The 24,267-nt window shown below is 70.5% G+C and carries 22 protein-coding genes; 8 read left to right on the plus strand and 14 right to left on the minus strand.

The window, feature by feature from the left end; all coding sequences use genetic code 11:
- Positions 1-18: 18 nt before the first annotated feature.
- The gene (locus EAO79_RS16270) at positions 19-474 is read right to left on the minus strand and encodes an SIP domain-containing protein (protein ID WP_164486961.1); all 456 of its coding nucleotides are present in this window, start codon (positions 472-474) and stop codon (positions 19-21) included.
- A 273-nt stretch (positions 475-747) separates the two neighbouring features.
- Here EAO79_RS16270 and EAO79_RS16275 point away from each other — a divergent pair, with 273 nt between their 5' ends.
- Genes EAO79_RS16275 through EAO79_RS16295 form a run of 5 tightly spaced genes read left to right on the plus strand, consistent with a single transcriptional unit; the run spans position 748 to position 5,683 of the window.
- Positions 748-2,256 (plus strand): ABC transporter substrate-binding protein, encoded by a 1,509-nt coding sequence (locus EAO79_RS16275; protein WP_086473978.1) that lies wholly within the window; start codon positions 748-750, stop codon positions 2,254-2,256.
- Positions 2,253-3,212, plus strand: coding sequence for an ABC transporter permease (locus EAO79_RS16280; RefSeq protein ID WP_124769607.1), 960 nt, complete (start codon positions 2,253-2,255; stop codon positions 3,210-3,212). Before EAO79_RS16275 ends, EAO79_RS16280 begins: the two co-directional genes overlap by 4 nt.
- Positions 3,209-4,120, plus strand: coding sequence for an ABC transporter permease (locus tag EAO79_RS16285; protein WP_124769608.1), 912 nt, complete (start codon positions 3,209-3,211; stop codon positions 4,118-4,120). Before EAO79_RS16280 ends, EAO79_RS16285 begins: the two co-directional genes overlap by 4 nt.
- Complete coding sequence (locus EAO79_RS16290) at positions 4,117-4,905, plus strand: ABC transporter ATP-binding protein (protein ID WP_124769609.1); 789 nt, start codon at positions 4,117-4,119, stop codon at positions 4,903-4,905. The genes EAO79_RS16285 and EAO79_RS16290 overlap by 4 nt, the downstream gene beginning before the upstream one ends.
- Positions 4,898-5,683 carry an ABC transporter ATP-binding protein gene (locus EAO79_RS16295; protein WP_124769610.1) on the plus strand — a complete coding sequence of 262 codons (786 nt, stop codon included), beginning with the start codon at positions 4,898-4,900 and terminating at the stop codon, positions 5,681-5,683. The genes EAO79_RS16290 and EAO79_RS16295 overlap by 8 nt, the downstream gene beginning before the upstream one ends.
- Positions 5,684-5,716: 33 nt before the next feature.
- On the opposite strand, the gene EAO79_RS16300 is transcribed toward EAO79_RS16295, so the two are convergent.
- The 12 genes from EAO79_RS16300 to EAO79_RS16355 form a co-directional block, all read right to left on the minus strand.
- Positions 5,717-6,673 carry an oxygenase MpaB family protein gene (locus EAO79_RS16300; RefSeq protein WP_241160912.1) on the minus strand — a complete coding sequence of 319 codons (957 nt, stop codon included), beginning with the start codon at positions 6,671-6,673 and terminating at the stop codon, positions 5,717-5,719.
- Positions 6,674-6,799: 126 nt separating this feature from the next.
- Positions 6,800-7,564, minus strand: coding sequence for an SAM-dependent methyltransferase (locus tag EAO79_RS16305; RefSeq protein ID WP_124769611.1), 765 nt, complete (start codon positions 7,562-7,564; stop codon positions 6,800-6,802).
- 35 nt (positions 7,565-7,599) lie between these two features.
- The gene (locus EAO79_RS16310; RefSeq protein WP_124769612.1) at positions 7,600-9,318 is read right to left on the minus strand and encodes an ABC transporter ATP-binding protein; all 1,719 of its coding nucleotides are present in this window, start codon (positions 9,316-9,318) and stop codon (positions 7,600-7,602) included.
- Positions 9,315-10,187, minus strand: coding sequence for an ABC transporter permease (locus EAO79_RS16315; RefSeq protein WP_124769613.1), 873 nt, complete (start codon positions 10,185-10,187; stop codon positions 9,315-9,317). The genes EAO79_RS16310 and EAO79_RS16315 overlap by 4 nt, the downstream gene beginning before the upstream one ends.
- Positions 10,184-11,275, minus strand: coding sequence for an ABC transporter permease (locus EAO79_RS16320; RefSeq protein ID WP_206428245.1), 1,092 nt, complete (start codon positions 11,273-11,275; stop codon positions 10,184-10,186). Before EAO79_RS16320 ends, EAO79_RS16315 begins: the two co-directional genes overlap by 4 nt.
- 71 nt (positions 11,276-11,346) lie before the next feature.
- Positions 11,347-12,969 (minus strand): ABC transporter substrate-binding protein, encoded by a 1,623-nt coding sequence (locus EAO79_RS16325; RefSeq protein ID WP_124769614.1) that lies wholly within the window; start codon positions 12,967-12,969, stop codon positions 11,347-11,349.
- Positions 12,970-13,059: 90 nt separating this feature from the next.
- Entirely contained in the window at positions 13,060-14,580 is a 1,521-nt protein-coding gene (locus EAO79_RS16330; protein WP_241160913.1) for an NtaA/DmoA family FMN-dependent monooxygenase, read from the minus strand.
- 84 nt (positions 14,581-14,664) lie between these two features.
- Complete coding sequence (locus EAO79_RS16335) at positions 14,665-16,095, minus strand: amidase (protein ID WP_124769615.1); 1,431 nt, start codon at positions 16,093-16,095, stop codon at positions 14,665-14,667.
- Between the two features lie 86 nt (positions 16,096-16,181).
- Positions 16,182-16,763 (minus strand): GNAT family N-acetyltransferase, encoded by a 582-nt coding sequence (locus tag EAO79_RS16340; protein ID WP_079707223.1) that lies wholly within the window; start codon positions 16,761-16,763, stop codon positions 16,182-16,184.
- 65 nt (positions 16,764-16,828) lie between these two features.
- The gene (locus tag EAO79_RS16345) at positions 16,829-17,548 is read right to left on the minus strand and encodes a uracil-DNA glycosylase (protein ID WP_124769616.1); all 720 of its coding nucleotides are present in this window, start codon (positions 17,546-17,548) and stop codon (positions 16,829-16,831) included.
- Between the two features lie 3 nt (positions 17,549-17,551).
- Positions 17,552-18,289: a Type 1 glutamine amidotransferase-like domain-containing protein gene (locus EAO79_RS16350; RefSeq protein WP_064295268.1), complete on the minus strand. Its 738-nt coding sequence runs from the start codon at positions 18,287-18,289 to the stop codon at positions 17,552-17,554.
- A 40-nt stretch (positions 18,290-18,329) separates the two neighbouring features.
- Positions 18,330-18,827 (minus strand): phosphoribosyltransferase, encoded by a 498-nt coding sequence (locus EAO79_RS16355; RefSeq protein ID WP_071262460.1) that lies wholly within the window; start codon positions 18,825-18,827, stop codon positions 18,330-18,332.
- A gap of 45 nt (positions 18,828-18,872) precedes the next feature.
- Between EAO79_RS16355 and EAO79_RS16360 the strand changes: the two genes are divergently transcribed.
- Complete coding sequence (locus tag EAO79_RS16360; protein ID WP_124769617.1) at positions 18,873-20,411, plus strand: MFS transporter; 1,539 nt, start codon at positions 18,873-18,875, stop codon at positions 20,409-20,411.
- A 67-nt stretch (positions 20,412-20,478) separates the two neighbouring features.
- Here the strand turns inward: EAO79_RS16360 and EAO79_RS16365 are convergent, their stop codons facing one another.
- Complete coding sequence (locus EAO79_RS16365) at positions 20,479-21,255, minus strand: SDR family oxidoreductase (RefSeq protein WP_206428246.1); 777 nt, start codon at positions 21,253-21,255, stop codon at positions 20,479-20,481.
- A gap of 204 nt (positions 21,256-21,459) precedes the next feature.
- On the opposite strand from EAO79_RS16365, the gene EAO79_RS16370 reads away from it, so the two are divergent.
- Both EAO79_RS16370 and EAO79_RS16375 read left to right on the plus strand, forming a co-directional pair.
- Complete coding sequence (locus EAO79_RS16370) at positions 21,460-22,785, plus strand: bifunctional o-acetylhomoserine/o-acetylserine sulfhydrylase (protein WP_079707226.1); 1,326 nt, start codon at positions 21,460-21,462, stop codon at positions 22,783-22,785.
- A 265-nt stretch (positions 22,786-23,050) separates the two neighbouring features.
- Entirely contained in the window at positions 23,051-24,256 is a 1,206-nt protein-coding gene (locus tag EAO79_RS16375; protein ID WP_124769618.1) for a homoserine O-acetyltransferase, read from the plus strand.
- Positions 24,257-24,267 lie beyond the last annotated feature (11 nt).

Consider the following 24,267-nt stretch of genomic DNA (forward strand, 5'->3'; position numbering starts at 1 on the left):
GCCCGGTGCGAGGTCGTGTCAGTGCGATGCGCGCTCGACCGAGCTCGAGCGCTGACGTGCGCCGATGCTCGCCAGGGTCATCCTGAGGTCGTTCCGGAGACTCGTGAGGTGCTCCGTCTCGCCGCCGATCCACACGTGGTAGTCGGCCGCGTCGTGTCCGTCGACGTCGAGCATCTCGCTCGCCCAGGCCCGGGTCGCTCGCGCGACGGCCTGACCGCGTGCGCACCGGCTGCCCGTTCCGGGTTCCCCCGAACGCGCTGCGCGGACGAGCCACGTCACGACGACGCGTCCCGGCGAGTCGAGGGTGGTAATCGACGCGGCGTCGTCGACCTCGACGAACACCTGACCGCGGGCGCAGATGGGGAGCAGCGCGAGGACCTCGGCCAGCTCGCCGACCGACGACTCGTCGCCCGCGAGCAGCACGTGGCGTGCGTCCGCGACGGCGAACTCCGCCGGATCCTCGAAATAGCTCACGCGATCAGTATAGGCGAGCCTAAGCTCACTTCGGTCCCCCGCGCAGGGTCTTCCAAGGCGGCGGAGCACATCACGATCCGATCACTCTGTGACGCCCCCTGACACCGTGGCTGGCACCACACACGTCGACTGGGTACGCTCGCTGGAGCCCCAGCGATGCGGCTTTCCGGACGCGGTCCAGTATTCACGCGGCCCAGGCGGGAATGCCCGCTGCCCGGAACCGGTTGTGCGTCTCCAGATGCCGGCCACTCCAGCATCCCCGAAAGGACCTCCATGCGTCATCGTCAGCTGCGTCGTCAGCTCCTCACCGCCGCGATCGCGGTCACCGGCGCCGCCCTCGTCCTCACCGGCTGCGCAGGCCCGGCCGCGACGCCGACGCCCGACGCCGACGCGACCCTGCGGGTCGGTCTCGTCCTGGAGCCCTCCGACCTCAACATCCGCACCACCTCCGGCGCCGCGCTCGACCAGATCCTCATCGACAACGTCTACCAGGGCCTCGTGTCCCGCACCGAGGACAACCAGATCGTCGACACGCTCGCGAAGAGCCACGACATCAGCGCCGACGGTCTCACCTACACCTTCGTCCTCCGCGACGGCGTGACCTTCCACGACGGTGCCGCCCTGACCGCGGCCGACGTCGTCGACTCCATCACCCAGGTGCAGCAGGACCCGACCTTCGTCGACAACGTGGCGCTCCAGAAGGTCGCCTCGATCACGGCCGTCGACGACTCGACCGTGCAGTTGCAGCTCACCTCGCCCGACTCCAACCTGTTGTGGACCCTGACCGGACGCGCAGGACTCGTGCTGGAGTCGGGCGCCACCAACGACCTGTCGACGACCGCCAACGGCACCGGGCCGTTCACCTTGAAGACTTGGAAGCAGGGCGACAGCATCACCTTCGACCGGAACGCGAAGTACTGGGGCGACGCTCCGAAGGTCAAGGAGGTCGTCTTCAGCTACATCCCCGACGCCTCCTCCGCCGTCAACGCCACCCTCGCCGGCGAACTCGACGTGCAGACGGCGCTCGACGCGAACCTCAAGGACCAGATCACCCGCGCCGACGGGTTCAGCATCACCGAAGGCAAGACGACCGACAAGTACACCCTCGCCTTCAACAACCAGCGCGCTCCCCTGAACGACCCCCTCGTCCGGCAGGCGCTCCGCTCCGCCATCGACCACGCCGCGATCGTCGAGGCCGTCGGCGGCGCCGCGGTCGAACAGTACGGACCGATCCCCGAGCTCGATCCGGGCTACGAGAACCTCAGCGAGCTCGTGAAGTACGACCCGGAACAGGCGAAGGCGCTCCTCGCCCAGGCCGGCCAGGAGAACCTGTCCCTGACGCTCACGATCCCGAGCTTCTACGGAACCTCGGTGGCCAACGTCCTGGTGTCCGAGTTCAAAGCCATCGGCGTCACCCTCACCGTCAAGAGCGTCGAGTTCCCGACCTGGCTGAACGACGTCTACACGAACAAGGACTACGACCTCAGCTACGTGAACCACGTCGAGGCACGCGACTTCCAGAACTGGGCGAACCCGAACTACTACTTCGGCTACGACAACGCGCAGGTCCAGTCGCTCTATGCTGAATCCGTAGCGGCGACCGATCCGGCCGTCGCAGCCCAGAAGCTCAAGGAGGCGGCGTACCTCGTGTCGAAGGACAACGCCGCCGACTGGCTCTACACCGCGATCACCCTCACGGTGGTGCGCGACGGCGTGACCGGCTTCCCCGTGGACTCGGTCAACTCGCGCATCAACCTGGCGAAGGTCGCCGTGACCGGGTGACCCGCTTCATCCTGACGAGGCTGGTACTCCTCCTCGTCGGGCTCCTCGCCGCCAGCGCCCTGATCTTCTTCACCATCAGGGTGCTCCCGGGCGACGTCGCCCAGGTCATCGCAGGGACGGACGCGACGCCCGAAGCGGTCGCCGCGATCCGTGAACAGTTGGGACTCGGCCAGCCCGTCCTCCTGCAGTACCTCGACTGGATCGGCGGGTTGCTCCGCGGCGATCTCGGGAACTCGCTCCTCACGGGCACCCCCGTCGCCAGCGAACTCGCCCAGAAGGCGCAGGTGACCGTCCCGCTCGGCATCATGGCCCTCGTCATCGCCCTTGCGTTCAGTGTGCCGCTCGGGGTGTTGGCGGCCGTCCGGCGCACCCGCGCGACGGGCGTCGTCATCTCCTTCGCGTCGCAGGGGCTCGCCGCCGTCCCGGTCGTCTGGGCCGGCATGATGCTCGTGCTCCTCTTCGCCGTCGTACTCGGTTGGCTCCCGGCGCAGGGCTTCCCGCGCGCGGGCTGGAACGATCCGCTGGCGGCGATCCGCGCCCTCCTCCTCCCGGCGCTCACGATCGGCGTCGTCGAGGGCGCGGTCCTGCTGCGCTTCGTCCGTTCCGCCGCCCTCGACGCGATCGGCCAGGACTACGTCCGGACGGCGGCGGCGAAGGGGCTGACCCGTTCGCAGGCACTCATCCGCCACGGGCTGCCGAACGTGGCGCTCTCGGTCGTCACCGTGCTCGGGCTCCAGATCGCCGGGCTCATCGTCGGCAGCGTCATCATCGAACAGCTCTTCACGCTGCCCGGCATCGGGCGCATGCTCGTCGCCGACGTCGGCAACCGCGACCTCGTGAAGGTGCAGGGCGAGCTCCTCGTCCTCACCGGGGTGGTCCTCGTGATCGGTGCCGTCGTGGACGTCGTCCACCGTCTCGCAGACCCCCGACTCCGAGAACGGGAGCGGACCACATGACCGCCGGTCAGGATCACCCGCGTCGGCGCGCGGCATCAGGCGGACTCCGCACCCTCGTGTCCGGCCCGGCAGGCGTGTTCGGCCTCGTCGTGGTCACCCTGCTCCTCCTGAGCGCCAGCGTCTCCTTCCTCTGGACGCCGTACGACCCCCAGCTCACCGATCCGTTCGCGAAGTGGCTGGCTCCGTCGCCGGCCCATCTGCTCGGCACGGACGAGGTCGGACGCGACATCTTCAGCCTGCTGCTCGTCGGTGCGCGGGTGACCGTGGCCGTCGCGATCGGTTCCGCAGTCGTCTCGACGGTCATCGGGGTCGCCCTCGCCGCCCTCGGTTCACTCACGCGGCGCTGGGTCCGGGAGACGGTCGCGGTGCTGATCGACATCCTCATCGCGTTCCCCACACTGCTCATCGCCATGATGATCGCCTCGGCCTTCGGCGGCTCGCTGTGGGTCGTCATCTGGGCGGTGGGCATCAGCTTCGGCGTGAACATCGCCCGGGTGACCCGCCCCGAGATCCGCCGGGTCTCGCACAGCGAGTACGTGCTCGCCGGCAAGGCCGCCGGTCTCGGACCGGTGAGGAACCTGACGCGGCATCTGCTGCCGAACGTCGCACCGGTGTTCATCGTCCAGCTGTCGTGGTCGATGGCGGTCGCGGTGCTCGCCGAGGCGGGCCTGTCGTACCTCGGCTACGGCGCCCCCTCCAGTGTCCCGTCCTGGGGTCGGATGCTCAGTGAACTGCAGACCTACCTCGCCGTGCACCCGCTGTCTGTGCTGTGGCCGGGGCTCGCCATCACCATCACCGTCCTCGCCCTGAACCTGCTGGGCGACGCCCTCCGGGACGCGACCGATCCGACCCTCGGTCGCCGGGGACCCGCCTCGACCCCCACCTCGCCCCAGGGGGTGACCGCATGAGTCTCGACGTCCAGGACCTCGTCGTCACGCTCGGTGGCCGCCGGGTCGTCGACGGCGTGAGCTTCAGCGTGCCGGCGGGCGCACGGTTCGGCCTCATCGGCGAGTCCGGATCCGGGAAGTCGCTGACGGCGCTGGCGATCCTCGGACTGCTCCCCGACGGCGCCTCGGTGAGCGGCAGCATCCGCTGGCAGGGCGAGGAACTCCTCGGCCGCGACGACCGCGAACTCGCGCGGATCCGCGGGCGTGAGATCGGGATCGTGTTCCAGGAGCCTCGGACGGCACTCAACCCGATCCGCACCATCGGACGACAGATCGGCGAGCCGCTGCGCATCCACGAGGGGCTGTCGAAACGGGAAGCGCTCGACCGTGCCGTCGAACTCGCCGCGCGGGTCCGTCTGCCCGACCCCGAGCGCATCGTCCGGCGGTACCCGCACCAGCTGTCGGGCGGACAACGCCAGCGGGTCGCGGCCGCCATCGCCCTCGCCTGCGGACCCTCCTTGCTCATCGCGGACGAGCCGACCACGGCGCTCGACGTCACCATCCAGTCGGAGATCCTCGGCCTCTTCGAGCGTCTCGTGAGCGAGACCGGGGCGTCCCTCGTCTTCATCACCCACGACCTCGCGGTCCTCTCCCGGATCGCCAGTGACGCCGTGGTGCTCGCGCAGGGGAAGGTCGTCGAGGCCGGGCCGGTGGCCCAACTGCTGTCGATGCCGGTGTCGCCCGTGACGCAGCGGCTGTTGGCCGCCGCGAAGACCATGAGCTGGAAGGGCGAGGACGATGACTGAGCCGCTGCTCCACGCCCAGGGGCTCGGACGGGTCTACACCAACCCGAGGGAGTCGCTCTTCCAGCGCCCGAGCCGCACCGTCGCGCTCCACCCGAGCGACCTCGTCGTCGCCCCCGGTGAGGCCGTCGGCATCATCGGTGAATCGGGGTCGGGCAAGTCGACACTCGTCCGGCTCCTGCTCGCCCTCGATACTCCGAGCTCCGGGACGGTGGAGTTCGACGGCCGCCCGGTGAGCGCGGCGGCGAGCGCCAGGAGCCTGCACTGGTTCCGTCGACAGACGGGCGTGGTGTTCCAGGACCCGTACGCGTCGCTCGACCCGCGCATGAGCGTCGGTCGGATCGTCGCCGAGCCGCTCGCGGCGCTCGGCATCGAGGGCGACCATCGTTCCCGGGTCCGAGGGGTGCTCCGGCTCGTCGGGCTCGACGCCGATGCGGCTGATCGGTTCCCTCATGAGTTCTCGGGTGGTCAGCGCCAGCGCATCGCGCTTTCGCGCGCGATCGTGCACCGCCCGCGCCTCCTCGTCGGCGACGAACCGCTCAGTGCGCTCGACGTGACCGTCCGGGCGCAGATCCTCGAGTTGCTCGGCGGGCTGCGGCAGGAGCTCGGGCTGGCGATCGTGCTCGTCTCACACGACATCGGCGTGGTGCAGCATCTCTGCGACCGGGTCGTCGTCATGCGCGACGGGGCGATCGTCGAAGAGGGTCCGGTCGACAAGGTCCTCAGTCGGCCCTCGCATCCGTACACGACCCAGTTGCTCGCCTCGGTCCCCCGCCTCTGACGCCGTCCCGGTCCCTGAGCCCGTCGAGCGGCCTCAGGCCGGCGGGTCCGCCAGGCGCCGGTGCCGGCGCAGGGCCGCGCGCTGGCTCGGTGACTCACCGTGCAGGACGAGCCCGATGACCCAGAGGACGACGCGCGTCGCCGGCACGACCGGCAGCGGGATCGGCCCGAGGTGGGCGGTGCGGAGCCCGAGGATGCGTCGGTATTCGGGCGGGATCGTCGCGACCGCCCCGGCGAACAGGACCGAGTAGGCCGGGAGGAGCGACCGCTCGAGCGGCGGTCGGCGGAGGAAGGCGAGGGTCTCGGTCACCCGGGGACCACCGGTGAGCTCGCCCCGATCGAGGTAGCCCCGGAGCTGTTCGGCCAGTTCGTCGGCGGACCGCGGTGGGTCGACGACCCCCATGAGGTCCCCGGCGAGCGCCCAGTCGGAGACGTAGGCGTCCGGTCCGCCGGGGATCGGACCACCCCAGGTCCGCCGGACGCTCAGGAAGGCGTCGGTGAAGGCCAGGTGGACCCAGCGCAAGAGGTCGGGGTCGTTGGCGGCGTAGGGCCGGGCGACTCCGTGCGCGTCAAGATACTCGCCCACCACTCGCTCGTGAAGTTTCAGGACGTAGTCGCTCGTCCGCCGCGCCGTCTCGCGATCGCCGTACGTCACGGTGAAGATCCAACGAATGGTGCCGTCGAGTCGACCGAGGGGGTCCTCCCGGTATCGGGACCAGTCGTGGACACCGGCCAGGGCGCCCGGGTGGGCGGCCTGCAGCAGGAGCGCCCGGATACCGGCGACCATCGTCTCGACCCCGCCGTGGACGACCCAGGCCGCAGACTCGGGCGCGAAGTGGCCGGTGTCGGTGCCGTCCTCGAGATCGAGCGTCCACTGCGGCGGGCGGTCCTGCTCGACGGCGAAGACGGAGAGGATGCGCGCCCGGAGGCCGGCGAGCAACCGTGTGCGCAGACGGGAGACAGGACGTCGCCCGGTACCGCTGTCCGTCACTCGATCGTCCTCCGCCCGCCGTCACGACGAGCCTACGTCGGGATCGCGCGTCACCCGCCCGTAGGGGGATCGTCTCCCGTCTTCCGGTCCCTGAGCCTGTCGAAGGGCCCCTCGGCAGGGCCCCGGTCACCGGCCGGGCTTGCGGGCCTCGATGAGGATTCGGGAGGAGTGCGCGACGAACGGGCCGTCCTCCTGCAGGGAACGGTGCAGCTCCTGCAGGCGGTCGAGGTACCGCGCGGAGGTGAATCCGGGCACCATCCAGATCACCTTGCGCAGGAACCAGACGATCGCACCGACGTCGTGGAACTCGATCCGCAGCCGTTCGGTCCGCAGCTCCACGATCTCGAGTCCGGCGGCGCGGGCGCCGTCGGCCTCGTCATCAGGGTGACGTGCTCGACGGACGGCTTCGGGCTGCGGGCCGAGGAAGGCCTCGACGAGTTCGAACACGCTCGCCGGTCCGACGTGCTGGGCGAGGTAGCCTCCTCCCGGCGCGATCACCCGCGCCACGTCGGCCCAGTCCACAGCTACGGGATGCCGGCTCGACACGAGCGCGAACGAGTCGTCCGCGAACGGCAGTGGAGCACCCTCCTCCGTGCGAACGACGACGACCCCGCGCGGGTGCAGGCGGGCGGCGGCTCGGGCGAGGTTCGGTGGCCAGGACTCGGTGGCGGCCGCGAGCGGTGGAAGCACCGGCGCCGTGTCGAGCACCTCTCCCCCGCCGGTCTCGAGGTCGAGCGAGGACGGGACGTCGGCCAGACGTCTCCCGAGCAGCTCCGAGAACCGCCAGGAGGGGCGCGCCTCACTGGCTCGGCCGTCGAGCCACGAGAAGTCCCATCCGTCGACCGAGGCGGCGTCGGCCTCGGCGACGAGGTCGTCGAACGATCGTGACATGGTCTCCTCCGTGCGTGGCTCCGTGGTCGGTGCGCTCATCCGACGGCCTCGAACCGGCTCGGATCGAGCCGCTCGACGTCGAACCGCGGCACCGCGTCGAGCAGCTCCCGAGTGTACGCGTGCTGCGGATGCCCGAGGACGGCCGAGGCCGGACCCGACTCGACGACGCGCCCGGTCGACAGCACCGTCACCTCGTCGGCGATCTGCCGGACGAGACCGAGGTCGTGCGAGATGAACAGGTAGCTGAGCGCGTGCTCGTCCCGGAGGTCGAGGAGCAGTTCGACGATCTGCGCCTGCACCGAGACGTCGAGCGCCGAGGTGGGCTCGTCGAGGACGAGGACCGACGGCGCGAGGACGAGCGTCCTCGCGAGCGCGACCCGTTGGCGCTGGCCGCCCGACACCTCCCGTGCACGACGCCCCAGCGCACTCGCGGGGAGGGCGACCTGATCGAGGATGGTCGCGACGCGGCGCCGGCGTTCGTCGGCGCTCCGCACCCCGTGGATCCGCAGGGGCTCCTCGATGATCTGTCCGACGGTGTACCGCGGATCGACCGCCGAGAGCGGGTTCTGGTAGACCAACTGGAGGTCGCGCGCGAATGGGTTGGCGACGGCGTTGTCCCGTGACAGCTCCCGGCCGGCCACCCGCACCGACCCGTCGTCGAAGGACGTGAGCCCGGCGACGATGCGGGCGAGTGTCGATTTGCCCGACCCGGACTCGCCCACGAGCGCGTGGATCGAGCGCGGGCGGAGCATGAGCGAAGCCTCGTCGAGTGCGGGCGGCGTCTGGGGATCGCGCCCGTACCGTTTCGACACGTGCGACACCTCGACCACGGCGGGTGGCACGATCGTCCCGCCGCGCTGCTCCACCTGCACCTGCTCGGCCGCAGCGCGGACGCGTTCCCGGTAGCGCAGCGGCGACGACGCGGGCGAGTCGGAGAGCAGCGCGACCGTGTAGGGGTGCTGCGGTGCAAGCAGCACCTCCTCGGCCGGGCCCGATTCACGGACGTTCCCGTCCTGCAGGACCACGATCGCGTCGCTGCGCTCCTGCGCCAGCGCCAGGTCGTGGGTGATGAAAAGGATCCCGAGCCCGAGCTCCTGCCGGAGGCCGTCGAGGAGGTCGAGGATGCGCCGCTGGACGGTCCCGTCGAGCGCGGACGTCGGTTCGTCGGCGATGAGCAGCTTGGGCCTCGCCGCGATGGCGATCGCGATGAGCACCCGCTGCAACTGCCCGCCGGAGAGCTCGTGCGGGTAGGACCGCACGCGGGCCGAGGCCTGACGGATGCCCACGTGCTCGAGCAACTCGATCACGCGCGCGGGGACCTCCGAGCGCGGGGTGTCGCCCGCCACCTGGACCGCCTGGGCGATCTGCACGCCGATCCGCTGCAGCGGGTCGAGTGAACTCAGCGGATCCTGCGGGATGAAACCGAGCGTCGAGCCGCGCAGGGGGCGCCACTGCTTCCGGGAGAAGTCGGCGACCTCGTGTCCGGCGACCGCGACCCGACCGGCGGTGACCGAGCCGTTGCCCGGGAGGAGTCCCGCGACCGCCCGGGCGATCGTGCTCTTCCCCGAACCGGACTGACCCACGAGCGACACCGTCTCGCCGCGGCCGACCTGGAAGGACACGTCGCGCACCGTGTCAGTCGGCCCCCTCGAGCCACGCGTCCGGTACCCGACGGCGAGCCCGTCGACGAGCAACGGCACCGGAGCCGCGTCGACGACGTGGAGTGAGCTGTGCTGCAGGGCTGCCTGGTTCATGCGGTGGTCCTCTCGCGGGTGAGCTGGCTGAGACGGCTGATGGCGAGCACGGTGACGGCGATCACGAGGCCCGGGACGACGACGAGCCACGGCGAGGACACGACGTACTGACGACCCTCGGAGACGAGCAGGCCCCACTCCGGGTCGGGCGGTGGGGCTCCGTACCCGAGGAAGCTGAGCGAGGAGATCCAGATGATGGCGAGGCCGAACTGGAGGGCCGTGAGCGACAGCACCGCGGAGTACGAGTTCGGGAAGACGTGCTTCGCGAGGACGTACGCCCGCGAACCGCCGAGATGGTGACTCGCCTCGACGAACGGCAGGTCCTTCACCGTCAGCACCTCGGAGCGCATGATCCTGGTGAACGCCGCGATCGAGGAGATCCCCACGGCGACGGCCGCGTTCAGGGTGCCGAAGCCGAGCGCCACGACGACGACCATCGCGAGGAGCAGCCCGGGGATCGAGAGCAGCACGTCGACGATCCGGCTGATGACGGCGTCGACGAGACCGCCGAACGACGCGGCGACGAGCCCGAGGACCGTGCCGGCGCCGAGACCGATGAGGACGGCGACCGCCGAGCCGAGCAGGGTCCGACCGGTGCCGTGGATCACCCGCGACAGCAGGTCGCGACCGAGGGAGTCGGTTCCGAACCAGTGCGCGACCGATGGTGCGGCGAGCGCGTTGGCGTCGTCGGGCTCGAGCGGGTCGTACGGCGTGAGGAGGCCGGGTGCGATCACGGACACGAGGACGAGACCGACGACGATGATCGCCAGGACGTCCGCGACCCCGAGGCGGCCGAGGAGTCGACGGAACGCGTCCGGTCCGTCGTCGGCCGCGGTGACGTCGCGGTCCGCTTGGAGTCGGAGGCTCATGCGTCCACGCTCGCGTTCGTCGGGATACCGCCGGGTACCGCCGTCCCCGTCGCCGCCGCTGTCGCGACAGCAGGCCTGGCGAGGCGGGAGCGTCGTGACCTCCCATGCCCGGGCCGGACGATGCGCGGGTCGAGGACGGGGTAGACGAGGTCGGTCACGAGGTTGATGCCGACGTAGATGGAGGAGATGAGGATGACGACGGCCAGGATCACCGGGGTGTCCTGATCGCGCACGCTCTCGAAGGTGATGAATCCGAGGCCGGTGCGGGTGAACACGGCCTCCACGACGACGGCACCGGCCAGCAACTCTCCGACGACGAGGGCGAGCATCGTGATCGACGGGATCGCACCGTTCTTCAAGACGTGGCCGAGGGCGATCCGGACCTCGCTCGTCCCCTTCGCGCGGAGCACGGTGACGAAGGGTTCGTCCGCAGCCTTCCGGAGTCCCTGGATCAACACCTGCGTCAACGGACCGTTGACGGCGAGCGCCAGGGTCAGCGCCGGGAGCACGTAGGACACGAAGCCCTGATCGCGGACCGACGACACCCAGCCGAGCTGGAAGGAGAAGATCGCGAGGAGCACGAAGCCGATGAGGAAGCTCGGCGCGGAGATGGAGGCGATGGGCGCCGATGCCGCGATGCTCCTGATCGCCCTGACGGGGGCGTACACGGCGGTGAGCGCGATCGCGAGCGACAGCACGATCGTCATGACGAACGCCACGCCCGCGAGCACGATCGTGTCCGAGAAGCCCTGCGCGACGAGGTCCGACACGGCACGACCGCTCACGAGCGAGTAGCCGAGGTCCCCGTGGAGCAGCCGACCGACCGTCAGCGTGAACTGTTCGATCGGCGACAGGTCGAAGTGGTAGTACGCCCGCAGCGCCTCGCCGGCGGACGGGGGTAGTGGGTTGAGCGGGCTCGTCAGCTTGTTCTCGATGGGGTCGCCGGGCAGGACGAAGAGGGTGAAGAAGACGAGCGTGTAGACGAGGGCGATCACGAGGAGCGCCTGGGCGACGCGCCTGATCACGTACTCGCGGTACTGCCGGCGTCGCGTGTCCGCCGCGCTGGCGTTCGGATGCTGGTTGGACATGTGGGGCCTCCTCTCGGAAGGGACGGGACCGGACACGGGAGGGCCGTCCGATCGACGGCCCTCCCGCTCGCTCAGTCCTCGATCGAGGTGTTGTAGAACTCCGGCAGGGCGCCGTCGGTGAGGGAGAAGCCCTTCACCCGATGCTGGGTGACGAACACCTGGCTGTCGTTGAGGATCGGGACGACGTAGGCCTGGTCGATCAGGTGGTCCTGGATCTGACCGAGGATCGCCGCGCGGGTGTCGTCGTCGGTCGCGGCGTTCTGCGCGTCGAGCAGCGACTGCAGGGTCGTGTCGGAGCCGGCGAGACCGAGGAGGTCTGAGCCGTCCTTGCTGTAGTACTCGCTGAGGCCCTTCGAGGGGTCAGGGTGCGGCCAACCGACCCGGAGCGCCCCGACCTCCGGGTCCGCGAACGCGGTCGCCCAGTAGGTGGAGTAGTCGAGCTCGTTGAGCGACAGCTCGATCCCGACGTCCTTGAACTGGTTCTGGATCTGCTGGAAGAGGCTCTTCGCCGTGTTGTCGTAGACGTCGATGTAGGTCTTCACCGTGAGCCGCTCGCCGCCCTTGGTGCGGTAGCCGTCCGCGTCGCGCTCGGTCCAGCCGGCTCCGTCGAGGAGGCGGTTCGCCGCATCCGGGTCGTAGGCGAACTTCGCCGATTCGTCGACGTAGCCGAAGGTGCCCGGCGACAGGACCGACGTCGCGGGCGTCCAGCTGTCGGTGTACTGCGTCTCGATGATCTGCTCACGGTCGATCGCGTGCAGCAGCGCCTTGCGGACGTCGACGTCGTCGAGGAACGGAGCCTGGCTGCGGAGGAACCACTGGTTGCTGAGACCGACACCCGTCTTGGACACGATGTCGTAGCCGGCGTCGACGAGCCCCTGCTCCTCGCTCGGCTGGACGTAGCGGATGACGTCGGCCTCGCCCGACTTCAGGGTGCCGAGCCGGACGCTGTCCTCCTGCACGGGGATGACCGTGACCGAGGCGAGGTGCGCCTCGCCCTGGTTCGGGGAGGACGGCGGGGCCCAGGCGTACCCCTCACGACGGTCGAGCACGATCTCCTTGCCGTAGGTCTCGGAGGCGACGACGAAGGGGCCCGAGCCGATGAGGTTCACGAACTTCGACTGCTCCTCCTTGCTCGCGTCGATCGTGGCGTCGGCGACGAGCCCGGATCCCCACCCGGTGAGCACGTTGAGGAAGGGCGCGTAGGGTGCGGCGAGGACGACGGTGACGGTGCTGGTCGCGTCGTCCGGCGTCGCGACGAGACCGGGCGGGAACTGCGCGTTCGGGGTCGTGCCCTTCGCCTCGTCGCCGGTCGACTGCCAGTTCAGGTTCTTCGCGACGCTCGTGGCGTCGACGGCGGTGCCGTCGCTGTAGGTGACGCCGTCCCGGATCACGAAGGTGTACGTGAGACCGTCGGGGCTGACGGTCCAGGAGTCGGCGATCCACGGTTCGAGTTCGCCCGTCTCCGCGTTCCGGTAGAGCAGGCGGTCGGTGATGTTCTGCTGGAGCGCACGGGTCTGCCACGTGCCAGCCTCCTGCACCTGCGCCGAGGTGGGGATCTCCGCGTCGAGGTAGGTGAGGCTGCCACCGTCCGCGTCTGACGAGGCCGACGCCGCCGAGCAGCCGGTCAGCGCGATGCTCACGGCGACGAGGGCTGCGGCGGCGAGTCGTGCTCGCCGTCTGGTGGTTCGGGTCATGACGGGTACTCCTGTGGGTCGGGGTGGTCCGGTGCTGTGCCGGTGTGGTTGCCCATCCTGGTCGGCGCACCGGGCCACCCCGCCGCTCTGTTACGACAGGTTTCCCGCGGGTTCCCTCGATGACGCCGTGTGACCGTCGAGCGCCCTCTCGTGCTGGTCGCCGAGGTTCCGTCCTCCGCGATATCGTGCGGCCGGGTGGTCGTCGGGGAGCCGGGCCGCCCCGCCCGTCAGGCGCTCGCGGAGCGTCTCCCCCGGTCGATACGCGTCGCGCAGCCGCCCTCGGCGACGCAGCTCCGGCACGACGAGTTCGACGAAATCGGTGAGCGTGTCGAGGCTGTGGTACTGCCGCAGGTTGATCCCGTCGATACCGACCTCGTCCAACCATCGCTCGATCTCGTCGGCGACGACCTCGGGGGTGCCGACAGCGAAGAAGTCCCGTTCGAGGTCGCTGCCGACCCGCACGATGAACTCGCCGACGGTGCCGGCCGTCACCTGCGGCGGCAGGGCGTCCGCCGGGACCCCCTCTGCGGCGAGCGCCTCGGCGACGGTCCGGTCCTCCGGGTGCGCCAGCGGGTCGAACGGCAGCCCGGCGTGCACGAACCGACCGACGATACTCGCATGCTCGCGGTACTGCGCGGCCTTGGCCTCGGCCTCCTCCTGCGTCCGCGCGACGATGACGGCCGCCTGGACGACGATCTTCAGCGCGGCCCCGTCGCGTCCGTTGTCGGCCGCTGCCGCACGGAACCGCTCCAGGAGGGGGCCTGCACCACCTGGACCCCGCACGCCCGTGAACACGGCCTCGGCGTGCCGTCCGGCGAACGCGATGCCGGCCGGGGAGGCGGTCGCGGTGTAGAGCAGCGGTGTCCGTTGGGCGCTCGGCTCGGACAGGTGCGGTCCGGCGACCTGGAAATAGCGCCCGACGTGATCGATGTACCGCACCTTGTCGGGGTCGGAGTAGACGCCGGCCTCCCGGTCACGGATGACGGCGTCGTCGTCCCAGGACCCCTCCCAGAGCTTGTAGAGGACGTCCAGGTATTCCTCGGCGATCGCGAACCGTTCGTCGTGCGGGATCTCCTCGACGAGGCCGAAGTTCCGTGCGGCGTTCGGCAGGTAGGAGGTGACGATGTTCCACGCGACGCGGCCGTTCGTCAGGTGGTCGAGGGTGCTCATGCGACGCGCGAAGGCGAACGGCGGCTCGTAGCTCGTCGAGAAGGTGATGCCGAAGCCGAGGTGCTCGGTCACGGCGGCCATCGCGGGGACGACGAGCAGCGGGTCGTTGTTGGGGATCTGCAGGCCCTCACGCAGGGCGTCGGCCGGGCCGCCGCGGAAGACGTCGTAGGCGCCGACCACGTCCGCGATGAAGATCGCGTCGAACCCGCCCGCCTCCGCTGTCCGGGCAAGTGTCGTCCAGTACCGGATGTAGGTGTACTGGTCGCGTCGGTTGTCCGGCAGGCGCCAGAGGCCGTGGGTGATGTGGCTCACGCAGTTCATCTCGAACAGGTTGAGGATGAGCTGCTTGGGGCTGGACCGCGTCGGGCTGGACTGTTCGCTGATGATCGACTCCTCCGGTGGAGCGGCGATCGGTCCGTCCGGACCGGGCCGCCTCAGCACCCTAGGCGCAGCGGGAGGGACGAGGTCCGGCCGCGGTGTCACATCCCGTCATACGCCACCGGGCGACGCGAGGGCGACGATCGGTCAGCGGGCGACGGACGGGACGCGGTCCTGCCAACGCAGTCGCCGCTCCAGTTGCGCACCGAGGGCGAGCAGGGTGGCCTCGCCTCCGGGACGCCCGATCAGCTGGACGCCCATCGGCAGCCCCTCGGACGTCTCGTGCACCGGGAGCGTGATGGCCGGCAGGCCGGTCGCGTTCACGAAGGAGGTGTGCGGCGCGTAGCGCACCTGCTGCTCGAAGTTCAGCTCGGGCGAGTCCTGGTCGTACCACCCGACCGGCCGTGGTGTCTGGGCGAGCGCCGGCGTGATGATCGCGTCGAACGGCGCGAACTGCGCGAGGACGCTGCGTTCGAACCGGTGGAGACTGGCGAGCGTCTCCATGAGCCGGGTCGCCGGCAGCGCCCGACCGCGCTCGACGAGGGACCTCGTGATGGGTTCGAGGAGCGCCAGCTCCGCCTCCGAGGACGCCGGGACACCGGCCGCTGAGGCCTGCCAGATCGTCGTGAAGTCGGTCGGGTACCGTTCGGCGTCGCGAAGAGTGAGCTCCTCCAAGCCGTGCCCCATCGCGGTGAACGCCCGGGTGGCGACGTCGACGGCGGCGCGGGCCTCCGGGTCCACCGCCAGCTCGAAGGCGCTGTCCCAGGGTGAGCCGTCGAGGACCGCCAACTGGAACCGGCCCTCGCCGCGCACGGCGTGCCCGAGCAGGGGTCCGTCATCGGCGTCGGGTGCTCGCAGCGTGAAGTGATGGTCGATGCGTCCGTGCACGCGCTCGATCATCGCGTCGAGCAGGAGCGCCGCGTCGGCGACGGTCCGGGCGATCGGCCCGGGGACGACGAGGCCGGCGAGTCGGTCGACACCGGAGCCCGCGGGGACGAGCCCCCGCGTGGGCTTCAGGCCGACGAGCCCGCAGGCGGCCGCCGGGATGCGGACGGAGCCGCCACCGTCGGAGCCGGGGGCGAACGGGAGGAGCCGCGCGGCGACGGCGGCGGCGGCCCCGCCACTCGACCCCGCCGCTCCGCGGTCGAGGGCCCACGGGTTCCGCGTCGGCACCCCGTCGAGCGGCTCCGTGTAGCCGTAGAGCCCGAACTCCGGGGTCGCGGTCTTCCCGAGGCTCACCGCTCCGGCCCGGTCGAGGACGCCGACCAGCTCGTCGTCGGTCGTCGCCACGACCTCCGCGGTGAGCCGTGACCCGAAGCGGACGGGCTGACCGGCACGGGACACGAGGTCCTTGTCGCCGATCGGGAGTCCCCAGAGCGGTGCGGTCCGAGGAAGTGCCTCGACCGCCTCCACGCGTTCGGCGAGCGATCCGGCGGCGACCGAGGTGAAGGCGCCGATCGCGTCGTCGAGGCGCTCGATGCGGTCGAGGTAGTGCCGGGCGAGCTCCGTCGGTGAGACCTCGTCCCGCTGCAACGCCTGCCACTGCTCGAGCGCCGTCAGCTCGTGGAGTTCCGCCATGCGACCAGCCTAGAGGCGGCGCTCTCCTGTGGTCCCCGTTCCCCGGCCGTTCCGGTCCCTGAGCCTGTCGAAGGGTGTCGACCGGTTCAGCGCTTCAAGGACTTCTGGAGGAGGACCGTGCCGATCCAGCGGCCGAACTTGAACCCGACACGGCCCATGCGGCCCACCTCGGTGAACCCGAACTTCTCGTGCAGGGCGATCGACGACTCGGCGCCCTTGTCGGCGATGACGGCCAGCATCTCCTTGAGCCCGGCGGCCTTCGAGCGCTCGATGAGCTCACCGAGCAGATCGGTGCCGAGGCCCTTGCCGGTCGCCGCCGCTCCGAGGTAGATCGAGCTCTCCACGGTGAAGCGGTAGGCGCGCTTCTGCTTCCACGGCGCGCACAGCGCGTACCCGAGGATCTGTCCGGTCGGGTTGACGGCGACGATGAACGGGAGCTGGAGCCGCTGCAGGTAGGCGAATTTGGAGCGCCACTCGGCGAGGGTCATCGCGTCCTCGTCGAAGGTGACCATGCTGTTGGCGACGTAGTGGTTGTAGATCGCCCGGATGTCGGGCAGGTCGGCCGCAGTGGCGTCGCGCATCGTGAAGGCGAACGGCGTCTCGGGGGTCGGCGGCTTGCGCAGGTGCGGCGGCAGCCGGCGCCTCGGCTCGTACTCCTCTTCCAGCATCCCCCAAGCCTAACGAGGGGGTGGGTCGCCGGACAGCCCTTGCGGCCGACGCCACGACCCGGTCGTCAGTCGAGCGACCAGTCGATCGGGTCCACGCCGCGGGAGACGAGGAAGTCGTTCGTGCGGCTGAACGGCTTCGAGCCGAAGAAGCCCCGCGAGGCGGAGAGCGGACTCGGGTGCGCCGAGACGATGACGTGGCGGTCGGGGTCGCCCGATGATTCGAGCAGCGGTGCCAGTCGTTCGGCGTCCTTGCCCCAGAGGATCGACACGAGCGGTGCGGGGCGTGCGGCGAGCGCGCGGATCGCCTGTTCCGTGACCGCCTCCCAGCCGTGTCGGCGGTGCGACCCGGCGGAACCCGCCTCGACCGTGAGGACGCGGTTGAGGAGCAGCACGCCCTGTCCGGTCCACGAACTGAGATCGCCGTGTTCCGGCGTCGGGACACCGAGGTCCTCGCGGAGTTCCCGATGGATGTTCGCGAGGCTGCGCGGCACCGGGCGGACCTCCCGGTCCGCGGCGAACGACAGGCCGATCGGATGACCCGGCGTCGGGTACGGGTCCTGCCCGACGATGAGGACCCGGACCGCGCTGAACGGCGTACGGAAGGCCCGCAGGACGAGCTCGGGTGCCGGCAACCATCGGGCACCGGCCGCTGTCTGCGCCGCGAGCCAGTGGTCGATCGTCGCGAGGTCGTCCGCGACGGGTGCGAGCGCGCCGGCCCACCCCTCGTCCATCGACCCCGCCGCGGCGAGCTGTGCCGGGGTGCCGCCGAGGATCCCGTTCGTCATGGACTACTGCTGCTGCGGCTGCTCGGCACCGATCGTGCGGACGACGACCCCGTGCTCGGCGGTGAAGACCTGCCAGACACTGCCGCCACCGAGGACGGAGAGCGCCCCCTGCCCGACGACGAGCGCCGTGTTCTCGTCGATCGCGACCCCGCCGTCGACGACCCCGGCCTCCGTCGCGGCGACGAGCCGCCCGAGGGTGCCCCACTGTGCGGCATGCGCCTCGACCGCGATGTCGACGAGCCCGAGACCGTCGCCGATCGTGACCTCGTCGAGTTCCTCGGACGCCGCCTCGGGGCTCACGGGGACCTCGCCGACACGCCATCCGCCGATGATCGCGTGCTCGGCGGCGATCATCGCGCCGGCCGAGATGCCGAGGTAGGGCAGACCGGACGCGACGAGGCGTCGGATGTCGGTGGCGACCGGCGCGACCGCCTCCGCGTAGGCCGAGGGCAGTCCGCCGCCGACGACGATCCCGTCGACCTCGGCCAGCTGAGCCTGCGCGACCACGCCGCCCTCGCGGACGACCACGCGGATCGCCTCGATCTCACCGGAGCGTGCGACGGCACGTTCCAGGGCGGCGGACTGCTCGAGCCCGTCACCGTCGTGCACGACGACGATCGCGATGCGCGGGGCCAACCGACCGGCGACGACCGCGAGCGCGGCCGCCTCGGCGATGAACGCTGCGTAGACGGTCGACTCGGTCTCTGGGGCGGCCGGACCGCCGAGGAGGAAAACACTCACCCTGAGACCCTACCCGGCACCCCGGATCAGGCGGGGACGATCAGGCCGTGATCGTCGGCAGCGTCGACCAGGGGAAGGAGATCCAGCGGTCGACACGCTTCCACACGTAGTCGGGGCGGAGCACCGTCTGCGGCTTCTCGTACAGCGTCACCGTGCGGACCTCCGCACCGCTCGCCTGCATGAGTTCCAGCACCATCGCGAGCGTGCGACCCGAGTCGGACACGTCGTCGACGAGCAGCACCCGGCTCCCCGGCAACCCGGCCACGTCGAGCAGCGGCGGGAGCACGACGGGCTCGGGGAGACGCGCGTCGACCCCGGTGTAGAACTCGACGTTCAGCGCGCCGCACGCCTTCACGTCGAGGGCGTAGGCGATGGCACCGGCGAGCAGGAGCCCACCGCGCGCGATCGCGACGACGGAGTCGGGCCGGAACCCGCTCGCGACGATCGCACTGGACAGTTCGCGGGCCGCGTCACCGAACGTGGGCCAGTCGAGGACCTCTCGCTCCGGGGACGCTGCGCTGGGGTTCTCGGTCGACATCCTCCAACGCTATCCTGCCGGCCGGGCCGCCTGTACCATCCCCACATGGCGCGAGACAGCACGACGACCGGCGGAGCCTCGGCGACCGGATGGCGGACGTCGATCCGTGGGTCGGCAGCCGGCATCACCGCAGGACTCATCGGCTGGTTGTTCCTCGTCGAGATCACGAGCGGCGTCCTGCAGGGCTACTACGTCCCGCTCATCCCGGACCTTGTCGAGCACCTGGGCATCCACGACGCGGACTTCAACTGGTTCGAGGCCGCGCAACTGCTGTTGTCGGCGCTCGTCGTCCCCATCCTCGCGAAGCTCGGCGACATGTTCGGGCACAAGCGGGTCCTCCTCGTCTCCACCGTGTTGACGGCCGGCGCCAGCTGGTGGCTCGTCCTCGCCGGGGACTTCTGGTCGTTCCTCGCGGCCTGGGCACTGCAGGGCTTCTACGTCGTGTGGCTGCCACTCGAGATCGCACTCATCTTCGAGCGGGGCCGTCGCTCCGGAACCGGGGCCTCGCAGACCCGCCGGGCCGCCGGCCTGCTCGTCGTGGCGCTCGAGGCCGGCGCCATCATCGGTGCGCTGTCGAGCGGACGCATCCTCACCGCCCTCGGCGGCGACATCCCACTCACGATGATGCTGCCGGCCGTCGCGGTGACCCTCGTCTTCTTCGCCATCCTGTTCGGCGTCCCCGAGTCCGAACCCCTGCCGGGCAGGACTTTGGACCTCGCGGGCTTCGTACTCCTCAGCCTCGCGCTCCTGCTCATCACCTCTGGGCTCACCTTCCTGCGACTCAACGGTCCGCAGACGTGGTGGGTGTGGGGGCTCATCGCGATCGGCGTGCTCGCGTTCCTGCCGTTCGGGCGACATGAACTGCGGCAGCCCGACCCGGCGATCGACCTCCGGGTGCTCCGGCAACCCAACATGTGGCCGGTGCAACTGACCGCCGGGCTCATCGGGATCAGCCTGCTCGGCGCCCAGGCCCCGCTCAGCACCTATGCGGGGACACCTCGGGAGAACGGATACGGACTCGGGCTCGACGCCGGCGACATCTCCACGCTCATCGGCGCCTACCTGATCTCGATGATCGTCGGTGCGCTCCTGTTCCCACTCGTGTCGCGCTGGGCGACGCCTCGGATCGCGCTCATCATCGCCGCCTCACTCGTCGCGGTCGGGTACCTGCTGTTCCTCCCGTTCCACCTCGAGACGTGGCAGGTCTTCCTGAACATGGCGATCGCGGGGCTCGGCTCCGGTGCCCTCGTCGGAGCCATGCCGGCCGCGGCCGCGGCCGCGGCACCTCGCGGGCAGACGGGCGTCGCGTCGGCACTGACCAACACGACGAAGACGATCGGTGGCTCCTTCGCCTCGGCCGTCTTCGGCGTGGTGCTGTTCGCCGGCGCCGCGCAGGCCGTCACGGCCGGGGCGTCGAGCCTGTCCGGCTACCTCACGGTCTGGGCGATCTGCGGGGCGGGTGCGCTCGTCGCCGCCGTCCTGCTCTGCTTCGTCCCGAAACTCGCCTTCGCGGACGCGGCCCCGGTCGACGCGGAACCCGGGCCACGCATCGATCCCGCTGACGAGCACCCGACCGGTCACTGACCTCCCGACCCGTCCCTGACCGCAACCGGTCCCTGAGCCCCAACCGGTCCCTGAGCCTGTCGAAGGGCTACTCCGCGACGCGCAACGGCCCCTTCGCCAGGCGGTACGGGGCGGCCTGGGCGACCGGCTTGATCGTGATGAGGTCGAGGTTGACGTGCGGCGGCAGGGAGGTCGCGTGGACGATGGCCTCGGCGACGTCGTCGGCCGAGAGCGGATCCGGCACGTCCTCGTAGACGGCGTCGGCGCGGTCCTGGTCGCCACCGAAGCGCACGAGCGAGAACTCCTCCGTGTGGACCATGCCCGGCGCCACCTCGATCACCCGGATCGGTTCGCCGTTGAGCTCGAGCCGGAGCACCTCGAAGAGCGCGCGCTCGGCGAACTTCGCCGCGTTGTACCCGCCGCCACCCACGTAGGCGACGTGGCCCGCGATCGAGGTGACACCGACGATGGTGGCGGCACCACCCTCCGGGATGCTCCGGCGGAGGATCGGCAGGAGCGCCTGGACCACGCGCTTCGTGCCGAGGACGTTGATGTCGAACATGCGCCGCCAGTCCTCGGCGTCGCCGTCTTCGACAGACGCGAGGCCGAAGGCACCGCCCGCGTTGTTGACGAGCGCCTGGGCGCCGCCGAGCTCCTCCACCCGGGCGGCGACCGCGTCGACGTCCGCCTGCACGGTCAGGTCCGCGACGACCGCCGTACCGCCGATGTCCGCGACGAGCGCCTCGAGCCGCTCTGCTCGGCGGGCCACCGCCACGACGTCCCAGCCGTCGGCGGCGAATCGCCTCGCGGTCGCCTCCCCGATCCCTGAACTCGCACCGGTCACCACCACACGTCTCGTCGTCATGCCTCCAGGGTAGCCACCGGGCCGAGGCGTTACGCCGTGTTTCCGCGTGGTTGGCGCGTGCAGGTGGGGCCGGTAGCCTCGGGGTCACGACGGAGCACCACCCGGAGCCACGCCCGGCGACATCGCTGTCGGACCGAGCGGCCACACCGGCGGCACCCATCACCCGAGCAGCACCGACCACCCGAGCAGAGGGGACCATCCACCATGAGCGATGCCACGAACGACTGGAAGTTCGAGACGAAGCAGATCCACTCCGGAGCTGCGCCCGACCCGGTCACGAAGGCTCGGGCCACGCCGATCTACCAGACGACGAGCTACGTGTTCGACAACGCCGACCACGCCAAGAACCTCTTCGCCCTCGCGGAGTTCGGCAACATCTACACGCGCATCCAGAACCCGACGCAGGCCGTCGTCGAGGAGCGCCTGACCGCGCTCGAGGGTGGCAGCGGCGCCCTCCTCCTCGCCTCCGGGCAGGCAGCAGAGGCCTCGGCGGTCCTCAACATCGCGCAGGCGGGCGACCACATCGTGTCGTCCTCGTCGATCTACGGCGGCACGTACAACCTCTTCAAGTACACGCTCGCGAAGCTCGGCATCGAGACCACCTTCGTGGAGAACCAGGACGACGCCGAGGAGTGGCGGCGTGCGGTGCGCCCGAACACGAAGCTGTTCTTCGCGGAGACCATCGGCAACCCGAAGATCAACATCCTCGACATCCGCCTCGTCGCCGACGTCGCGCACGAGGCCGGCGTCCCGCTGATCGTCGACAACACGATCGCCACGCCGTACCTCATCCGTCCCTTCGAGCACGGAGCGGACATCATCGTCCACTCGGCGACGAAGTTCCTCGGCGGTCACGGCACGGTCATCGGCGGAGTCATCGTCGACGGCGGCACCTTCTCCTGGACCGGGCACGCGGACAAGTTCCCGGGCCTCACGACGCCGGACCCCTCGTACCACGGCGCGGTCTACACCGACGCTGTGGGCGACTCGCTCGCCTACATCATCAAGGCGCGCGTGCAGCTCCTGCGCGACCTGGGTGCGGCCATCGCCCCGGCGAGCGCCTGGCAGCTCATCCAGGGCATCGAGACACTCAGCCTCCGCATCGAGCGCCACGTGCAGAACGCCCAGCAGGTCGCCGAATGGCTCGACGCCCACCCCGACATCGCGAGCGTCAACTACTCGGGTCTGCCGTCGAGCCCCTGGTACGCGGCGGCCAACCAGTACGCCCCGAAGGGTGTCGGAGCGGTCCTGTCCTTCGAGCTGAAGGGTGGGGTCGACGCCGGCCGCGCCTTCGTGAACTCCCTGCAGTTGTTCTCGCACCTCGCGAACATCGGCGACGTCCGTTCGCTCGTCATCCACCCGGCGTCGACGACGCACTCGCAGCTCACCCCGGAGCAGCAGCTCACGGCCGGCGTCACGCCCGGGCTCGTGCGGCTCTCGGTGGGGCTCGAGAACATCGACGACATCACGGCCGACCTCCAGGCCGGTCTGACCGCCGCGAAGCAGGTCGTCGAGGCCGCCCGGGTCTGAGTCCGTCCCGCAACGTGTCCTTCCCGGGTTGCGCCAGCGCGGTGCGCTGACGCGAGCGCACCCCACAACCGCGAGCGCGGGTCTCCAGAGACCCGCGCTCGCGTCGTTCGTTGCGCACTCGGGCCGGTTCCCCGTCACGCGAGCCCGTTGCGGCGTGCCGGAGCCGACGGGAGCGCACTCGCGCCAGCGCACCGCGCCGACCTCGACCGATCGGGTGACGTAACACGGCCGGTCGACGCCCCAGGGCACGCCACAATGGAGACCTATGGACTGGCAGACCCCGGAAGACAGCGTGCCCTCCCGCTTCGTGACCGAAGCCGAGGTCGGCGCCCTGCTCGCGAACCCGCCCTCGAGCGGCGCCTGGCGCGACGGCGACCGGCCAGGCGACCGGCTCTTCGCCCCGCTCGGCCGCCTCGACTTCGAACACGGCGGAAGCATCCCGCACGCCAGACTCGCCTACGAGACCTGGGGCACGCTCGACGACGACGGCGGCAACGCGGTCCTCATCCTCCACGCGCTCACCGGAGACAGCCACGTCCTCGGTGGTGCCGGCAACGGACATGCGACCGCCGGGTGGTGGGCCGGCATCGTCGGTCCGGGACTCGCCGTCGACACGGACCGCTGGTTCGTCGTCGCGCCGAACATGATCGGCGGCTGCCAGGGCAGCACCGGCCCCTCCTCCTTCGCGCCCGACGGCGTCGAGTGGGGTTCGCGGTTCCCGTACACCTCGATCCGCGACCAGGTCGAGGCCCAGCACCGACTGCTCGGCCACCTCGGACTCGACCGCTGGGCCGCGGTGATCGGTGGCTCGATGGGCGGCATGCACGCCCTCGAGTGGGCCGCCACCCACCCCGAACTCGTCGACCGACTGGCCGTGATCGCCGCACCCCCGGTCACGACGGCCGACCAGATCTCCCTGAACTTCGTGCAGCTCGAAGCGGTCCGCACGGATCCCCACTTCCAGGGCGGCGACTACTACGACGCCCCGGACGGTGAGGGCCCGCATCGCGGCCTCGCGCTCGCCCGCCGGATGGCCCTGCTCAACTACCGCAGCCCGGGTGAGTTGAACGCCCGTTTCGAGCGCAGCTGGCAGTCGAGCGTGAGCCCGCTCGGGCGCGGCGGACGCTTCGCCGTCGAGTCCTACCTCGACTTCCACGGCAACAAGTTCACCCGACGCTTCGACGCCGGGAGCTACGTGACCCTCGTCGAGGCGATGAACTCGCACGACGTCGGACGCGATCGTGGCGGCGTCGGGGCGGCGCTGCGGGCCTACACCGGTCCATCGCTCGTGCTCGGGATCGACAGCGACCGGCTCTTCCCGGTCAGCGGGCAGGAGGAGATCGCGCTCCATCTCCCCGGCAACCTCGACGGCACCCGACCATCGGTCCTCCGGTCCGACTTCGGACACGACGGCTTCCTCATCGAGAACGCGCTGGTCGCCCCGCATCTCAGCCGGCTCCTCGCCGTCTGACAGCCGCGCCC

It is taken from the genome of Plantibacter sp. PA-3-X8, from assembly GCF_003856975.1.
Classification (GTDB): Bacteria; Actinomycetota; Actinomycetes; order Actinomycetales; family Microbacteriaceae; genus Plantibacter; species Plantibacter auratus.

Excerpts from the sequence above, each read along its gene's own strand:
- EAO79_RS16275 (WP_086473978.1), top strand. The coding sequence starts at position 748 with ATGCGTCATCGTCAGCTGCGTCGTCAGCTCCTCACCGCCGCGATCGCG.
- EAO79_RS16285 (WP_124769608.1), top strand. The coding sequence starts at position 3,209 with ATGACCGCCGGTCAGGATCACCCGCGTCGGCGCGCGGCATCAGGCGGA.
- EAO79_RS16290 (WP_124769609.1), top strand. The coding sequence starts at position 4,117 with ATGAGTCTCGACGTCCAGGACCTCGTCGTCACGCTCGGTGGCCGCCGG.
- EAO79_RS16295 (WP_124769610.1), top strand. The coding sequence starts at position 4,898 with ATGACTGAGCCGCTGCTCCACGCCCAGGGGCTCGGACGGGTCTACACC.
- EAO79_RS16305 (WP_124769611.1), bottom strand. The coding sequence starts at position 7,564 with ATGTCACGATCGTTCGACGACCTCGTCGCCGAGGCCGACGCCGCCTCG.
- EAO79_RS16310 (WP_124769612.1), bottom strand. The coding sequence starts at position 9,318 with ATGAACCAGGCAGCCCTGCAGCACAGCTCACTCCACGTCGTCGACGCG.
- EAO79_RS16315 (WP_124769613.1), bottom strand. The coding sequence starts at position 10,187 with ATGAGCCTCCGACTCCAAGCGGACCGCGACGTCACCGCGGCCGACGAC.
- EAO79_RS16320 (WP_206428245.1), bottom strand. The coding sequence starts at position 11,275 with ATGTCCAACCAGCATCCGAACGCCAGCGCGGCGGACACGCGACGCCGG.
- EAO79_RS16325 (WP_124769614.1), bottom strand. The coding sequence starts at position 12,969 with ATGACCCGAACCACCAGACGGCGAGCACGACTCGCCGCCGCAGCCCTC.
- EAO79_RS16335 (WP_124769615.1), bottom strand. The coding sequence starts at position 16,095 with ATGGCGGAACTCCACGAGCTGACGGCGCTCGAGCAGTGGCAGGCGTTG.
- EAO79_RS16340 (WP_079707223.1), bottom strand. The coding sequence starts at position 16,763 with ATGCTGGAAGAGGAGTACGAGCCGAGGCGCCGGCTGCCGCCGCACCTG.
- EAO79_RS16345 (WP_124769616.1), bottom strand. The coding sequence starts at position 17,548 with ATGACGAACGGGATCCTCGGCGGCACCCCGGCACAGCTCGCCGCGGCG.
- EAO79_RS16355 (WP_071262460.1), bottom strand. The coding sequence starts at position 18,827 with ATGTCGACCGAGAACCCCAGCGCAGCGTCCCCGGAGCGAGAGGTCCTC.
- EAO79_RS16360 (WP_124769617.1), top strand. The coding sequence starts at position 18,873 with ATGGCGCGAGACAGCACGACGACCGGCGGAGCCTCGGCGACCGGATGG.
- EAO79_RS16365 (WP_206428246.1), bottom strand. The coding sequence starts at position 21,255 with ATGACGACGAGACGTGTGGTGGTGACCGGTGCGAGTTCAGGGATCGGG.
- EAO79_RS16370 (WP_079707226.1), top strand. The coding sequence starts at position 21,460 with ATGAGCGATGCCACGAACGACTGGAAGTTCGAGACGAAGCAGATCCAC.
- EAO79_RS16375 (WP_124769618.1), top strand. The coding sequence starts at position 23,051 with ATGGACTGGCAGACCCCGGAAGACAGCGTGCCCTCCCGCTTCGTGACC.